The 15,869-nt window shown below is 43.7% G+C and carries 11 protein-coding genes; 10 read left to right on the top strand and 1 reads right to left on the bottom strand.

The window, feature by feature from the left end; genetic code table 11:
• Positions 1–132 precede the first annotated feature (132 nt).
• The 4 genes from F0145_RS02405 to F0145_RS02390 all read left to right on the top strand — a co-directional run bounded on the left by F0145_RS02405 (position 133) and on the right by F0145_RS02390 (position 7,226).
• The gene (locus tag F0145_RS02405; protein WP_150086489.1) at positions 133–2,511 is read left to right on the top strand and encodes an ABC transporter permease; all 2,379 of its coding nucleotides are present in this window, start codon (positions 133–135) and stop codon (positions 2,509–2,511) included.
• 61 nt (positions 2,512–2,572) lie between these two features.
• Positions 2,573–4,984, top strand: a complete 2,412-nt coding sequence (locus tag F0145_RS02400; protein WP_150086487.1) for an ABC transporter permease — start codon at positions 2,573–2,575, stop codon at positions 4,982–4,984.
• A 508-nt stretch (positions 4,985–5,492) separates the two neighbouring features.
• Entirely contained in the window at positions 5,493–6,434 is a 942-nt protein-coding gene (locus tag F0145_RS02395) for a DUF4097 family beta strand repeat-containing protein (RefSeq protein ID WP_150086485.1), read from the top strand.
• A gap of 126 nt (positions 6,435–6,560) precedes the next feature.
• Positions 6,561–7,226, top strand: coding sequence for an ABC transporter ATP-binding protein (locus F0145_RS02390; RefSeq protein WP_150086845.1), 666 nt, complete (start codon positions 6,561–6,563; stop codon positions 7,224–7,226).
• A gap of 3 nt (positions 7,227–7,229) precedes the next feature.
• On the opposite strand, the gene pnuC is transcribed toward F0145_RS02390, so the two are convergent.
• Entirely contained in the window at positions 7,230–7,802 is a 573-nt protein-coding gene (gene pnuC, locus F0145_RS02385; RefSeq protein WP_150086483.1) for a nicotinamide riboside transporter PnuC, read from the bottom strand.
• A gap of 65 nt (positions 7,803–7,867) precedes the next feature.
• Between pnuC and F0145_RS02380 the strand changes: the two genes are divergently transcribed.
• The 6 genes from F0145_RS02380 (at position 7,868) to F0145_RS02355 (ending at position 15,771) form a co-directional block, all read left to right on the top strand.
• Positions 7,868–8,188: a rhodanese-like domain-containing protein gene (locus F0145_RS02380; RefSeq protein ID WP_223815772.1), complete on the top strand. Its 321-nt coding sequence runs from the start codon at positions 7,868–7,870 to the stop codon at positions 8,186–8,188.
• A gap of 469 nt (positions 8,189–8,657) precedes the next feature.
• Entirely contained in the window at positions 8,658–10,127 is a 1,470-nt protein-coding gene (gene guaB / locus F0145_RS02375; protein ID WP_146894416.1) for an IMP dehydrogenase, read from the top strand.
• Positions 10,128–10,326: 199 nt separating this feature from the next.
• A complete protein-coding gene (locus F0145_RS02370) occupies positions 10,327–12,393 on the top strand; it encodes a PP2C family protein-serine/threonine phosphatase (protein WP_150086481.1) in 2,067 nt (688 codons plus the stop codon).
• 9 nt (positions 12,394–12,402) lie between these two features.
• Positions 12,403–12,747 (top strand): STAS domain-containing protein, encoded by a 345-nt coding sequence (locus F0145_RS02365; protein ID WP_223815771.1) that lies wholly within the window; start codon positions 12,403–12,405, stop codon positions 12,745–12,747.
• Positions 12,740–13,159 carry an ATP-binding protein gene (locus tag F0145_RS02360; protein WP_150086479.1) on the top strand — a complete coding sequence of 140 codons (420 nt, stop codon included), beginning with the start codon at positions 12,740–12,742 and terminating at the stop codon, positions 13,157–13,159. The genes F0145_RS02365 and F0145_RS02360 overlap by 8 nt, the downstream gene beginning before the upstream one ends.
• A 338-nt stretch (positions 13,160–13,497) precedes the next feature.
• Positions 13,498–15,771, top strand: coding sequence for a peptidylprolyl isomerase (locus F0145_RS02355; RefSeq protein ID WP_150086477.1), 2,274 nt, complete (start codon positions 13,498–13,500; stop codon positions 15,769–15,771).
• The last annotated feature ends 98 nt before the right edge of the window (positions 15,772–15,869 follow it).

The raw sequence follows: 15,869 nt of genomic DNA, 5'->3' as shown, positions 1-15,869 counted from the left end.
AAAGAAACCATCTTGACCAAGCTTTCTAATATAGGATAGTATGCTTGTTTGGCCGTTTTAGTAAAATATTAAACTGGCTTAAGCACTATTTCCGGAAGATTATCGGCATAAGTAAATTGTAAAAACAAGGCGATGCTACACAACTACTTTAAACTGGCTTTTCGCAACCTTTGGCGAAACAAAGTTTTTTCCTTTATTAATATTGGGGGCCTGAGTCTAGGGTTGGCGTGCTGCATGCTTATTTTTTTGTACATCAAAGACGAAGTCAGCTACGACCGTTTTCACGCGAAGAAAGACCGGATTTACCGGGTAACAGCCAATATTATTAACGAAGGCGAAGTAACCAAAACCGGCAGTACCAACATGGTAGTAGGGCCATCGTTTAAACAAGCCATACCCGAAATAGAAGCCTTTGTGCGAATGCAGGAAGACTTTTACATTGTGCGGCAGCAGGAAAACACTTTTAACCAGGAAGTAGTATTCGCCGACGAAAGTATTTTCTCTGTTTTTTCTTTACCCCTACTGGCCGGCAACCCCAGAAAAGCCTTAAGTAACCTCAACTCCCTGGTGCTTACCGAAAAAACCGCCCAAAAATATTTCGGTGATGCAACGGCCATTGGCAAAACCCTTGAGCTGAAAATGGGCGATACCTTTAAGCCGTTTGTAGTAACGGGCATTGCTAAAAATCCGCCCCAAAACTCATCGCTACAGTTCGAGGTGTTGCTGCCTTTTAAATATACCGAAACCCATTTTCCTGATAACGCGTGGCTAGGCTTTTACATGAACACGTTTGTGGTTTTAAACCCTTTGGCCAATCCGGAGAAGGTGGCACCCAAACTAAACCAGGTATTTCTGCAACAAGTCCGGGAAGAGTTACAGGAAGCCAAAGCAAAGTTTGATTTTAAAAACAGCATTCAATTTGGCCTGCAACCCTTATTGCAAATTCACCTCGATACCGCTTATGCCGATGTCCGGAACGGCTTAAAGTACGGCAGTAACCCGGTTTATGCTTATATTTTAACCGGTATCGCTATTTTTATGCTGCTTATTGCCTGCATTAATTTTGTAAACCTAACCGTAGCGCATTCGCTTAAACGCGGCAAAGAAATTGGCATCCGGAAAGTAATTGGTGGCAACCGCTTGCAGCTTACTTTTCAATTTTTAGGCGAATCGTTTTTGTTGTGTTTCCTGGCTTTTGCTTTGGCCGTGGTATTGGTAGAACTATCGTTGCCGTTTTTTAACGAAGTAGCGAATAAACGCCTGAGCTTGCCTTACCTCCTCAATACTAAACTGGTGGCCGGTTACCTGGGTTTATTTCTGTTAACTGGATTTCTGGCAGGTTTTTACCCGGCGCTGGTGTTATCGAGTTTTAAGCCTATCATGGTGCTGCAACACCGCTATAAATTTAATGGCAACGGCTACTTAGCTAAAGGTCTGGTAATATTTCAGTTTGCGGTAACTTCTTTTCTGATGATTGCCACTTTGGCCGTTTACGACCAATTTAATTTTTTAACGCATAAAAATTTAGGCTACCACGACGAAAATCTGGCGGTTATTCATTTAGGCCGCGGGCCCCATGCTGAGGAGGTTAAATTATTTAAAAACGAATTAGCCCAGAATCCCAACATCCAGTGGGTAGCTACCAAAGATGCCGGCCAAAATTATACGGTAGTTAAAGTAGCTGGCAAAGAAATAGAATTTGCTTTTAGCCGGATTGATGAAAACTTTTTGCCCACCCTGCAAATTCCAATCGTAAAAGGCCGCAACTTTTCACCAGATTTCCCGGCCGATGCCGAAAATGCAGTTATCATAAACGAAACCTTTGCCCAAGCCGCCGGCTGGCGTAATCCTGTTGGTAAAAAGCTCTACAACGTAAACGGCAATCCTAACCCCATGACCGTAGTGGGCGTGGTAAAAGATTATCATTATGCTTCTTTAAAAGAAAAAATTGGTCCGCAGCTATTTGTAGTTGGTTCCGGCGATGTTTGGGTGAAAATGCAGCCCCAAAATATTCCCCAAACCCTGAAGGTACTGGCCCAAACACACCGCAAAGTTCTTCCTTTTAAACCTTTTGAGTTCGATTTTATAAATGTCTTGAACGAAAAAAATTACGAGCAGGAAGCCAAGTGGAAACAACTCATAACCGTGGGCGCTGTTTTATCGATATTTATTTCCTGCATTGGTTTATTCGGGTTAGCTACTTTGGCTATTCAGCAACGCACCAAAGAAATTGGCATCCGCAAAGTATTTGGCGCGGCCGTCTCGGATATTGTGCTCATGCTTTCTACCGATTTTACAAAGGTGGTAGCCCTGGCCTTTTTCATCTCGGTACCGGTAGGATATTACGCTATTAATACCTGGCTGCAAGATTTTCCTTACCGCATTTCGTTGAACTGGTGGTTGTTTGCGCTGCCCTGTTTGGCTACGTTGTTGCTGGCGCTGCTTACCATTGCGGCCCGCACCTTTAAAGCGGCCGTTGCTAATCCCATAAAGAACTTGCGGGTAGAGTAATTAAATCCTAAGACAAAGGCTACCACTAAAAAGAAATTAGGAATTCCTATTTGCTACTATTATGCTGAAGAATTATTTGAAACTGGCTATCCGGAACATGTTCCGTCATAAATTTTATTCTTTCATAAATATTATAGGTCTGGCCATTGGCATTGCCTGTTGTTTGGTTATCTTCTTGTACGTGCGCACATCGCTCAGTTACGATACCCACCACAAAGAAGCCGATAATATTTACCGCGTTGTAACCGAAAATAAAAAAAGTGACCAACAGCAATGGCTCACCTTAACACCGCCCATGGTAGCGCCAACCTTGGTCAAAAATTTTCCGGAAGTAGAAGCTGCTGCCCGCCTGATAATATTACCTGGCAACCTGATAGAATACAAAGCGCATGAATTTTATGAAGATAATCTTTACCTCGCCGATTCTTCTATTCTACAGGTATTAACCTTACCACTGCAGCACGGCGATGCCCGAACCGCGCTTAACGCCCCGGATGCGGTTATTATTTCGGATGTTGTTGCCCAAAAATATTTTGGTTCGGAAAACCCGATCGGCAAAATTATTAGCCTGAACAACGATACAAAATTAAAAGTAACTGGGGTGCTGGCGAAGCCTAAAACGCCTACGCATCTAAAAGCCGATATCATTCTTTCTTTTGCTTTTGCGCGGCAATTTTTTCCGGAACGGCTGCAAAGCTGGAACTGGCACCAGTTTTATACCTACGTCCGCCTAAAAAATAATACATCGGGCCCTGACTTCGAAGAAAAATTGGCCCGCTTTACGGAGAAAGAAGTTGCCCCCATTACAGCTAAAGCCGGAATTAACGATGTTTTCCATTTGCAGCCGGTAAAAGATATTTACCTGCATTCCGGCCACTTAGAATACGACCAGCCTAACCGGGGTAACATTAATTTTGTATATGCCTTTGCCGTTATTGCTTTGTTTATTCTGGTAATTGCCTGCTTTAATTTTATGAATCTAGCTACGGCCCGTTCTTTAAAACGCGCCAAAGAAGTAGGCGTGCGTAAGGTAATCGGCGCCCACAAAGGCCAGCTTATTCTGCAATATTTAGGCGAATCGATCCTGATGACCTTGGTAGCATTTTTACTGGCTATTCCTATTGTAGAACTGGCTTTGCCTTACTTTAACGAACTTTCCGGCGAAACCTTGAGGCTGCACTTAGGCCAGGATTTTCTGGTAGTAGCGGGGTTGCTGTTATGCAGTATTCCGGTCGGCTTGTTGGCCGGCCTATACCCAGCTTTCTTTTTATCTTCTTTCCTGCCCATCGATGTTTTAAAAAGTAACAATACCGGTAAAGGTTTTCGGCTTTCGGCTTTACGGCAAGTGCTGGTCATTACCCAGTTTGTGATATCGGTGGCTTTAATTGCCGCTACGGCTATTGTATACCGGCAATTAAATTACCTGCAGCAGAAAGATTTGGGGTTCGATAAAGACCAATTATTGGTTTTTAATATGCAAGGCGATAAAATGCAGCAAGCCTCCGAACAAGTAAAAACCGAGCTTTTGCGCAACCCCAATATTGTTGCGGCATCGGCTTCATACGGCGAACCCGGCGGCGTAGTAGCCGGCGACGGCATCCGGCTGCGGGGTGATAAAGACAACCGGCCCATCAGCATGTTTACCGTAGATTACGATTATATCTCCACCCTGAAACTCCAAATAGTAGCCGGCCGGCCGTTTTCTAAAAGCTATAAAACCGATGAACAGCAAGCCTATATTATAAACGAAACTGCGGCAAAAGAGCTAGGTTTTGGCACTCCTGAAAAAGCCTTGGGAAATGAAATTATTTGGGATGAATGGCTGAAGCCGGACAAACTGAAAGTAGGGAAAGTAGTGGGGGTAGTAAAAGATTTTCATTTTAAATCGCTGCACCAGAAAATAGAGCCGTTTATCATGCACGTTTACCCCGGTACTTTCAACCAAATAACTATCCGGATGCGGCCCGGTAATATTCCGGCTACCTTGGCGCACCTCGAAAAAACCTGGAAAACTTTTGCCCCGGAATATCCTTTTGAGTACAATTTTCTGGATGAATATTTTGGGAAAATGGTAGAATCGGAACGTAAACTCAGCCAGGTATTTACCATTTTTGCGGGGCTGGCTATATTTATTGCCTGTTTAGGTTTGCTGGGCTTAGTGGCTTTTTCGGCGCAGCAACGCACCAAAGAAATTGGCATCCGGAAAGTAATGGGTGCTTCGGTAGCCCAAATCACCTTGCTCCTCACCAAAGATTTTACCAAACTGGTGCTAATTGCCATCTTAATTGCCACCCCCATTGCCTGGTACGCCATGCATACTTGGTTACAAGATTTCCCGTACCGCATTACCATCAGCCCCTGGATTTTCTTACTAGCCGGCTTTATTTCGTTATTGTTTACTTTGGTTACCGTTAGTTACCTGGCGCACCGGGCCGCCTCTACCAACCCCATCAAAAGTCTGCGCACCGAATAAAAATTAACCTATTCTCCTAAACAACTTACTGGCGGACCAGAAAGAAAATTATTTTCTAGTCCGCTTTTTTACTTTAGCACATCTGACTTAGAATTTTCAGCTAGATTATAAAAGTGCCCTTGCATTGCACGGGTGCTTTAGCCCCGGATTTATTTCGGTATCCCCTGACTAAAGTCAGGGGCAATGCAAAGTCAGTCGATTGGACAAAGGTGCAGGTAGTGATTCTTTTCTCTTAGCTAATAACTATGGTTCAACCCAGCAACTAAATATTGCAGATCGGCAAGCCCTATAATTTATTTTAAAGTTGTCTGTTACTTTTTATTTAAACGCCGGTTACCCTCTCCGGAGAAATATTTGTTTGCGCAGGCAACCAAAGTGCTTAGTAGTACATCTACCAGAATGAATAGGCCTTTACTTTGGAGCATAAATATATCAACTTAGCTTAACTCCCAAATAAATTACTGAAATACAATATTTTATAAAATATTTACACCATAAATAAATCACTATGAAAAAATTAATCTTTGCCCTGGTTGTTGTGGCAGCGGTACTATCTACTACCCTATTAGCTTTTTCCCAAGACGATAAACAAAAACCTTATCTGGTTAAAAACTTTAGTTTAAACAACGGCGGCAACCTGGTAACCAAAACCTCGGGTGGCAGCATTAAAGTTACCGGTAGTGCGGGCAACCAGGTTAAGGTAGAAATGTTTGTGCGGCCGGCCAATTGGCGCAATCGCAACGAAGCCCCTTCTAAAGAAGCCTTGGATAAATATACGTTTGATGTGCGCCAGGAAGGCAATACCGTTTACGCTGTAGCCGAACGCAAAGAAAAAAACTGGAAATGGAATAACGATGATGCTTTGAATGTTTCTTTTGAAATACAGATACCCGAAAATATTGCTACCAAATTAAACACCAGCGGCGGCAGCATTAGCCTGGCCAACCTTACCGGCTCGCAGGAAGCCAAAACCAGCGGCGGCAGCATTACCCTAAAAAATATTAAGGGTAATGCGGTAGCCAACACTTCCGGTGGCAGTATTACATTAAACCAATACCAGGGCAACCTGGATGCTAATACCAGCGGCGGCTCTATTGTGTTATCGGATGCCCGGGGCACGTTAAAAGCCCGGACTTCGGGCGGCAGCATTCAACTGCAAAAAGTAGCCGGCGATATTGATGCCCGCACCAGTGGCGGCAGCATTCACGCCGATGTAACCCAACTGGGCAAATATTTAAACCTGCACACCAGCGGCGGCAGCGTTCATGCTACCGTACCTAAAGGTCAGGGCCTGGACTTAGATTTAAGCGGTAACCGCGTAAAAACTACACTTACCAACTTCGACGGCGAATCCGAAACCAACCGGGTGAAAGGTCGGGTAAATGGCGGCGGCATTCCGGTAAAACTAAGCACTTCGGGTGGCACCACCGAATTAGCTTACCGGATGTAAATAACTATTTATATTTAAAATACCCTGGCCCGAAATTCCAAAATTATTAGGTCAGGGTATTTTTTTATTCCGTTTCGAAAATATAATTTACCATCGCTTACCTATATATACCAAAATAAATCTATGCTGATTACCCTGAAAGATATCGATAAATATTACGCCAGTGGTTTCTCGCGCACCTACGTGCTCCGTAACATTAACCTGGAAGTACAGGAAGGCGAATTTATCTCCATTATGGGCCCATCGGGTTCCGGAAAATCGACGCTGCTGAATATTATTGGTATGCTGGAAGAGCCCTCCAGCGGCGAATATTATTTCTTAGACAAGCCGGTACATAAGATTAAGGAAAAAGAGCGCACCCAACTCCACAAAAGTTTTATCGGGTTTGTATTTCAGAGTTATCATTTAATTGATGAATTAACCGTTTACGAAAATATTGAGACGCCCTTGCTTTACCAGGACGTAAAATCTTCGGACCGCAAAGCCAAAGTGGCCGATATTCTGGATAAATTTAATATTGTTGGTAAAAAAGATTTATTTCCCACGCAGCTTTCGGGCGGACAGCAGCAATTAGTAGGAATTGCCCGGGCAGTAGTAGCCTCGCCCAAATTGATTTTGGCCGATGAACCTACCGGCAACCTCAACTCCCGCCAGGGCGAAGAAATAATGGAACTCTTTCAACGCCTGAACCAGGAAGGCACCACTATTATTCAGGTAACCCATTCTGAGAAGAACGCCACCTACGGCTCCCGGGTTATTGATTTGCTCGATGGCTCCGTGGTGAAAGCATAATATTTAAACAACCGGCGCCGGCGATCGCATCGACTTCCGCCATTCCCAAAATCCTTGGACCGCAATAATCAGGAATATAAAATAAAGGCCTGCCGTGAGGTGGGCTTCCTTTTTCCAGTACAAACCCACGTAAAAAATATCGACCACCAACCAGATTATCCAGTTCTCAATTTTTTTACGGGTAAGTAATATTTGGGCTAATACACTAAAAGCAGCCAATATTGAATCGAGCCACGGATAAGAAGCATCGGTAAAGCTTTGAAAATACAGCGCCAGCAATACACTCGTAATTATTCCGGTAATTACCACCAATCCAATTTGCTTTGGTTGCAGCCGCGTAACCGGCAACTCCGATTTATTTTTGCCGCCGTAAAGCCATTCGTACCAGCCGTATAAATTAGAACCCAAAAAGAATACCTGCAGCCACATATCGGCATACAATTGTATTTGGTAGAAAAAAATGAAATAGCAAATAACACTTATCAGGGCAATAGGCCACGTCCAGACATTTTGCCGGGCAGCCAACCACACGCACAAGAGTCCGGTTATTGCCCCCACTATTTCGAAATTATTCATTTACTAATTAATTGAATCCCTATTATTAAACGTTAATTGATTAACTGTTCCCTGATAATTGAAGTATGCTGCCCGAAATTACAGTAACTGAACTTAGTAAAAAAATGGTCGCCGGCGAAGATATCTTATTAGTAGATGTGCGGGAACCGATTGAGTACGAAATTTGTGCCTTACCTTCTGTATTGATTCCATTAGCTGAAATACCGAAAAATATCGAAAATATTCCCCAGGATAAAACTGTAGTTTTGGTTTGCCACCACGGTTTCCGCAGTGCCCAGGCCCTGCAATATTTACAGCAACGTTTTGGTTATAAAAACCTGCTCAACCTCAAAGGCGGCATCCACGCCTGGGCCGAACAAATAGACCCTACCATGCCGGTGTATTGAGGTTGTTGGTTGTTGGTTGTTGGTTGTTGGTTGTTGGTTTTACCACCCCCAGCCCCTCCTAAAATAGGCGGGGAGCTCCGCCAACGCTTAAGCCCAGTCGGTGGATTATAGAATTGGCTTTTCTTATTATGCTTAATATTTAAGGTATATAGTATTAGCTGAAGGGAGAAAAGCTTTGGCTACGGGTAACTGACAGCAGTTTGGGCGATGAGGGCCTTTCAGCTTTCCGGTGCGCAGCATTGCGAGGTACGAGCAAAGGAAAGATGAGCAGCCCGAATGACCAAACGGGTCCCGCCGGGCAGGAGGCGACTTAGACCTGTAAATATTAGTTAGCACCTCTACATTGAAAGGTGTAATCTTTCAAAAGAAATCCAGTACTTTCTTAATTCCAAACATTATTATTCCATAAATGCTGCCAATTCCAAAATTTATAGTAACTTTACACGGCAAATAACAAAACGTATTTGCAATGTCTTCCTCCCAATCCAAGATAATTTTTGAAGCCCTGACTTACGACGATGTGCTTCTGCTCCCGGCTTATTCCCAGGTTTTACCCCGCAACTGCGACACCTCTACCCCGCTCACCCGCAACATCCGGCTAAATATTCCGTTAATCTCGGCCGCTATGGATACGGTAACCGAGGCGGAATTGGCTATTTCAATGGCCCACGAAGGCGGTATCGGCATCATCCATAAAAACATGTCCATTAAAAAACAGGCCAACATGGTCCGGAAAGTAAAACGTTCGGAAAGCGGCATGATCCTGGACCCGGTAATACTAGATGAAAAAGCGGTGCTGGGCGATGCACTAAAGCTGATGCGGGAATATAATATTGGTGGTATACCGGTTACCAACGGCGACCGAAAACTAGTAGGCATTATAACCAACCGCGATATTCGGTTTCAGAAAGACAAAACGCAGCCGATTGCCGAAATAATGACCCGCGACAACCTGATTACCGCAAAAAAAGGAATCAGCCTGACCGAAGCCGAAGATATATTGCAGCAATACCGCATTGAGAAGCTACCGATTGTAGACGGCGACGGTAAACTGGAAGGATTAATTACGTATAAAGATATCCTGAAAAGAAAAGATCGGCCTAATGCCTGTAAAGACGAGTTTGGCCGTTTGCGCGTTGGCGCTGCTGTTGGTGTAACTCCCGATACCCTGGCCCGGGTAGCCGCCCTGGTAGAAGCCGGCGTAGATGTAATTAGTGTAGATACTGCGCACGGTCATTCGCAAGGCGTACTGGATGCGGTAAAAGAAATAAAAAAACAATTTCCGAAGTTAGATTTAATTGCCGGTAACGTAGCTACTGCCGCAGGTGCCAAAGCCCTGGCCGATGCCGGAGCCGATGCCGTTAAAGTTGGCGTTGGTCCCGGAAGTATTTGTACCACTCGTATTATTGCGGGTATTGGGGTGCCTCAATTATCGGCCGTAATGGAAGCGGCCCGTGGTCTGGAAGGTACTGGTGTTCCGGTAATTGCCGATGGCGGTATTAAATTTTCGGGTGATATTGTAAAAGCAATTGGCGGCGGCGCCAGCACGGTGATGATTGGTTCTTTACTAGCCGGTACCGAAGAAGCTCCCGGCGAAATGCTGTTGCTCGAAGGCCGTAAGTTTAAAACCTACCGGGGTATGGGCTCGATTGAAGCGATGGAAGATGGCTCGAAAGACCGTTATTTCCAGGATGCCGAAGACGACATGAAAAAACTAGTACCCGAAGGTATTGTGGGCCGGGTACCCTATAAAGGCGCGGTGGCCGAAGTGCTTTATCAGTTAGTAGGCGGCGTTCGGGCCGGTATGGGCTATTGCGGGGCAGCTACCATTGATAAACTCCAGGAAGCCCAAATGGTTAAAATTACCGGTGCTGGTTTACGCGAAAGCCATCCGCATGATGTTCAGATAATTAGAGAAGCGCCAAATTATAGTCGCTAAAAAATAGATAATTTATTATATATTTAGACTTATTTTTGGGAGAAGGATAGTTTTCCGGATTACCTAGGCTGCTCCTGTATGGTGGGTTTGGGTTATTACAAAACTGCCCCTTTCCCAAAAATAATTTTTTATGTCCTCAATTTTTTAAATAAATATTAAGCAACTTAATTGTCGCAAAAAAAAGAAGAGCCGGTAATACATGCCAGATCAAATAAAGCTTAAAAAATATCTTATTTTTATTGCGGTTTTAAGCTGGGGGTTGCTGGTAGGAAGTTCATTATTGTATCCGGTAAAAATTGGCCAGAGCACTGCTGCCACCAGCCTTACCGAAACTTTCTCGTATGCCATAAAAGCTGTTTTTGTGCTGGCTGTTTTTATGCTGCAGCGCATTCGGGTAAATAGCTATAAGGGGCTGGACTTACTAGGTTACCTCTGGAAGCTCTTTTTCCGGGGGGGCATAACTGCCTATGTTTGCGCAGTGCTGCACTTTGGCTACCAGTGGGCACATCATTATTTTACCGGCTACGAATTTTACCTTTCTACAACGTTATATGCCCTCAACTTTGGCTTTTTTGTATTCTTTATAGCCAAAGCATTTTACATCTGGCACGAGTTACTTTTGTATCAGAAAACAAAGGCTTTGGTATTTGAGTGGCGGCTTTTTGAAGGTGCACTTTTTGTTATTCTGCTCCTGTCGCTGTTTCAGTTAGATTTTCTGGATTTTATTTTTATTCCGCTGCAGCCTTTATTGGCCATTTTTGTGGTTTTCCTGAGCTTTCATTTAAAGTGGGTAGCTTACGTTCCTGGTGCAAAAAAATGGCGGGTTATTTTGTTGCTGCTGGTAATACTGGCGAGCACCTTAATTTTCATTAAAATATTCGTCGATTTACACCTGAATACACCCGTGTACAATACTTTCCTGGATAATCCTTTTATCCGGTTAATTACTTTGTTTGTGGTGTTGTACCCGGCGTTTTCTTTGTTGGTAGCCATATTTAGCTTACCTACGGCATCCGTTTTTGAGCAAAAAAGAGCCGATCTCTTAAACTTTCAGCGCTTAACCCAACTTATTCAGCAAGGCGAAGATCAGGCCCAGGTTTTTAAAACATTTTTTGAAAGCGCCGTTAACGCCTCCGACACCGATGCGGGCTGGCTGGAATTGTTGCACGAAGAAGAAGTAGAAATTGTAGAAACCTTTAACATAGCAGAAAACAGTATTGCCCAAATCCGGCAGGAAGTACAAAGCCCGGTGGCCAGTAATCTCGATTATGTAAATAATAATTTAGATAACAGCCAGTTTAAGCGCCTCCGCTTGCCGTATAAATCTTTGTTTGTAACACCGCTCCGCACAGCGCAACGTACCTTTGGCGTTTTGTATTTGCTAAAAGATGTGGAGCAAGGCTTTGATCGGGAAACCATTAATGTAATCCGGACTTTTGTAAGCCAAACCAACCTTACTATTGAGAACTTACAATTGGCCGAAGAAGCGCTGCAAACCGAGCGTTACAAAGAAGAGCTTAAAATTGCCAGCACCGTACAAGAGAGCCTTATTCCCAAAACCTTCCCCAGCGACAGTTGGTTTGAGATTAGTTGCTTTTCTCAGGCGGCAAAAGAAGTAGGCGGCGATTTTTACGATTTTCTGCAGTTAAGCGAAGGCCGGATTGCTATTATTATTGGCGATGTTTCGGGTAAAGGAATATCGGCGGCTTTCCACATGGCCCAAATGAAAGGCATATTTCATGGCCTGATGCAGGATAATCTGGAGCCAGTAAAATTTATGGTAAAAGCCAATAATGCCCTTACCCACTGCCTCGAAAGAACCTCGTTTATTACCAGTTCGTTATATATAATTGATTATAAATTAAAAGGAATATTTTTTGCCCGGGCCGGTCATTGCCATACGCTGTATTACAACTCCATGACCGAAGAAACCTTTTACTTTAACACCGAAGGATTGGGCTTGGGCATTATCCGGGATCAGAACTACAGCAAGCGCATTCATAACATGCACTACGATTATAACCCGGGCGATGTAATGGTAATTTATACCGACGGCATTGTGGAGGCCCGTAACAAAAACCAGGAGGAATACGGTGAAGACCGCTTGCGCGAGATGCTTGCGCAGACCTATCATCTGGAAGCAGACGACATAAAGAACGCTGTTGTTCAGGACGTTACTGAATTTAGTCAGGATATGCCCATTCACGATGACCAGACACTACTAGTAATTAAGTTCAGAAATGTTCAACCAAACTTTTCCGCTTGACGTAATAAAATGGCCATGAAAATAACACAAGAAATCAAAGACAAAACGATCACCATTAGCTTAAACGGTGAATTAGATGCAAGTTCTTCTGTATTATTAGACGAAGAATTATCAAAACCAGAAATCATGCTCTTCAACAAGGTACTCGTTGATTGTGAGCATCTTAATTACATTTCTTCGGCCGGTTTGGGCGTATTCATCTCTCATTTGCAGCGTTTCGAAGACGCGCAGATCAAACTCATTTTCTTTAACATGCAGGAAAAAGTTAAAAACGTTTTCGAGATCCTGGGGCTCGACCTGCTAATGACCATTGTCTCGACCTACGACGAAGCCATGACCGTTTCGAATGAATAACTCGATCAGGATTAAAAGTAATAAGAGTAACCTGAAAGTAGTTAGAGATTTTGTAACAAACTACCTTAGTCCTTATACCCTGACGGAAAAAGAATTAAACCAGATTATTTTGGCTGTAGACGAAATTACAGCCAATTTAATTATTCATGCCAACAAGGAGGACGAAAGTAAGTACGTAAAGCTGGCTATATTTCAGACCGGAGATACCTTTTTATTTGAGTTATCAGATAATGGCCACTCGTTTAACCAAAAAAACTACAAAGAACCCGATTTAAAAAAAATTATTTCGGAAGGAGGCAAAGGCGGAATGGGGGTAGCTTTGGTTAAAAGAATAATGGATAAGGTAGAATTTACCACCCAGGGCACCAGCAATATTTGCCGGCTGTACAAAAAAGTTAGTTATACTATTTAAATTTTAAAGGTAAGCTTGCCACTGATTAAAATTCTCTACACTATACTTTACCATTTTCACAAATATCCTTAAACACCAATATTTTTGTTGGGCTTGCTTAAGGATTTTTTTATACCTCAATAATTTAATTTACCCCAAACAATTCAGTACCTTTCCGTCAGAAATATTACCACTCACTCCTACGCCAATTAAATTTAAATTTTCCATTAATTTTTTCGTTACCTATCTGGCATTAACCACTACTCTAATTACTTATAATAATTAAATATTTAGTAAAATTGCAGTCAGCATTATTTTCTGTTAATTTATCCCAGCTTATCGGGTATCCTTTTCTTTCTATGCGTAAAAGCTTTTTTTATTTTGGCGCTGCCGCGTTGCTTCTGGTGGGTTGTAAAGGTGCGCAACCGCAAGCCAGCAAAGAACCTGTTATTCTTACCCTCGGCGACCGACCGGTATATACCTCGGAATTCCAATACGTTTATAACAAAAACAATGGGAGCGCCGAAAACGCCTACACCCAGGCCAGTGTGCAGGAATATTTAGACCTTTATACCAACTTTAAACTAAAAGTAATGGATGCCGAAAGCCGGGGGCTCGATACCACCCTGGCCTTCCGGCGGGAACTGGACGGGTACAAGCAGCAACTGGCACAGCCCTACCTTACCGAAAAAAGCGTAACCGAAAAATTAATCCGGGAAGCATACGACCGGATGAAGCAGGAAATTAATGCTTCGCATATTTTAATTAACGTGCCCCCCGATGCCGAACCCAAAGACACGCTAGCGGCTTACAACAAAATATTAGACCTGCGCAAACGCATTCTGGCCGGCGAAGATTTTAATAAACTCGCGCAAACCTATTCCGAAGATCCATCTGCAAAAGAAAACCACGGCACCCTGGGTTATTTCACGGCGCTGCAAATGGTTTATCCTTTCGAGGATGCTGCTTATAAAACGCCGGTTGGGCAACTTTCTAACCCGGTTCGCACCCGTTTTGGCTACCATTTAATTAAAGTAAACAACGTACGGCCGGCCCAGGGCGAAGTAAAAGTATCGCATATAATGGTGCGGGCCACACCGGGTATGCCCAAAGCTGATTCAGTAGCTGCTAAAAGAAAAATTGACGAAATATATACCCGCGTGGTCCGTAAAGAAAACTGGGACCGGTTGGTAGCGCAATTTTCGGAAGATGTAAGCTCTAACCAGAACGGCGGCGAACTGCCTTGGTTTGGTACGGGCCGCATGTTACCTAGCTTTGAGGAAGTAGCTTTTAAACTAGCCAAACCCGGCGATATCTCAAAACCAGTACAAACGCCCTACGGATGGCATATTATTAAACTGGTTGAACGGCGCAGCCTGCCTTCTTACGACGACATGGAAACTTCTTTGCGCAACCGCGTAGCCAAAGATTCGCGTTCGGAACTAAACAAAGCCGCTTTTATTAAGCGCATTAAAACCGAAAATAATTTTCTGGAAATACCGGCAGCCAAACAATATGCACTGGGCAAAGCCGATTCTTCTTTGGTAAAAGGTTCCTGGAAAAACCGCTTTCCGGAGAAAGAAACCAATACGCCTTTGTTTAGCATTCAGGGTAAAAACTTCCGGGTAAAAGATTTTTTCGATTACGCCGAGCAAAACCAGAAACCAAAGCCTAAAACTTCGCCGGCCCACGCCATGCAATTGCTTTACGATGGCTTTGCCGAACAATCGTTGCTGAACTACGAAAAAGAAAACCTCGAAAACAAACACCTAGATTATAAAATGCTGGTACAGGAATACCGCGAAGGCATTTTACTTTTTCAGTTGATGGATGAAAAAGTTTGGTCTAAAGCCATTGAGGATACGGTTGGCCTAAAAACATTTTTTGATCAGAACCGGGAAAATTATAAATGGGATACCCGGGCCGAAGCCACTATTTTAAGTGCCGCAAATAAACAAATTCTGGAAAAGGCGCAACCGTTACTGAACGCTGGCCGCTACGAGGCACGTAAAAATAAACCAGCCCCTGTTTTATTTGCAGCTAATGCCACCACGCTTTCGGCCAGAGCCACTGCCCAACTCGATGAACTCGCCAACCGGTTAACCGCCGACCCAAATTTATCGGTAATATTAACCGGCCAGGCAGATGCCCGCGAAGCTACCCGCAAAAATACCTTGGTGCAGCAGCGCGCCAGCCAAGTAAGCAGCTACTTACTTAATAAAGGCGTACCGGCAGCGCAGGTTAGTATAAATAATACGCCCGCCGGTAATCGCCAACGCGCCGTTACCTTAGATTTATACTCTAAAGATGTAAAAGTGCTGGAACAAGTATTTAACGAAAACAACCCGCTGGCGCTGCAGGTAACAAACCGGCGTTTTGGAAAAGGCGAAAGTAAGATTCTGGATAAGGTTAATTGGCAGGAAGGCACCTATACCCTGGAGCAAGATGGCCGGTTTTACCTGGTGCAGGTTCATAAAATATTGCCACCGGGCTACAAAAACCTGAACGAAACCCGCGGCATAGCTACCTCCGATTACCAGAATTACCTGGAAAAACAATGGGTAACAGAACTGCGCCAGCGTTATCCGGTAAAAGTAAACCAGGCCGAAGTAGATAAATTAGTAAAAAAATAAATAGCTGGATGTTAAAACGCTGCCTAATCCGCAGCGTTTTTATTTTGTGCTTATATTTAGGTACCTTTGCTTTTCTGACGGAAATAAAATTTTTCTCT

Origin of the sequence: Adhaeribacter rhizoryzae (assembly GCF_008629685.1) — a bacterium.
Taxonomy (GTDB): Bacteria; Bacteroidota; Bacteroidia; order Cytophagales; family Hymenobacteraceae; genus Adhaeribacter; species Adhaeribacter rhizoryzae.
This window is presented reverse-complemented; position numbering and strand designations above follow the sequence as displayed.

Bases quoted from the DNA above. Each gene is read 5' to 3' on its own strand.
- F0145_RS02405 (WP_150086489.1), top strand. From the start codon at position 133: ATGCTACACAACTACTTTAAACTGGCTTTTCGCAACCTTTGGCGAAAC.
- F0145_RS02400 (WP_150086487.1), top strand. From the start codon at position 2,573: ATGCTGAAGAATTATTTGAAACTGGCTATCCGGAACATGTTCCGTCAT.
- F0145_RS02395 (WP_150086485.1), top strand. From the start codon at position 5,493: ATGAAAAAATTAATCTTTGCCCTGGTTGTTGTGGCAGCGGTACTATCT.
- pnuC (WP_150086483.1), bottom strand. From the start codon at position 7,802: ATGAATAATTTCGAAATAGTGGGGGCAATAACCGGACTCTTGTGCGTG.
- F0145_RS02380 (WP_223815772.1), top strand. From the start codon at position 7,868: ATGCTGCCCGAAATTACAGTAACTGAACTTAGTAAAAAAATGGTCGCC.
- guaB (WP_146894416.1), top strand. From the start codon at position 8,658: ATGTCTTCCTCCCAATCCAAGATAATTTTTGAAGCCCTGACTTACGAC.
- F0145_RS02370 (WP_150086481.1), top strand. From the start codon at position 10,327: ATGCCAGATCAAATAAAGCTTAAAAAATATCTTATTTTTATTGCGGTT.
- F0145_RS02365 (WP_223815771.1), top strand. From the start codon at position 12,403: ATGGCCATGAAAATAACACAAGAAATCAAAGACAAAACGATCACCATT.
- F0145_RS02360 (WP_150086479.1), top strand. From the start codon at position 12,740: ATGAATAACTCGATCAGGATTAAAAGTAATAAGAGTAACCTGAAAGTA.
- F0145_RS02355 (WP_150086477.1), top strand. From the start codon at position 13,498: ATGCGTAAAAGCTTTTTTTATTTTGGCGCTGCCGCGTTGCTTCTGGTG.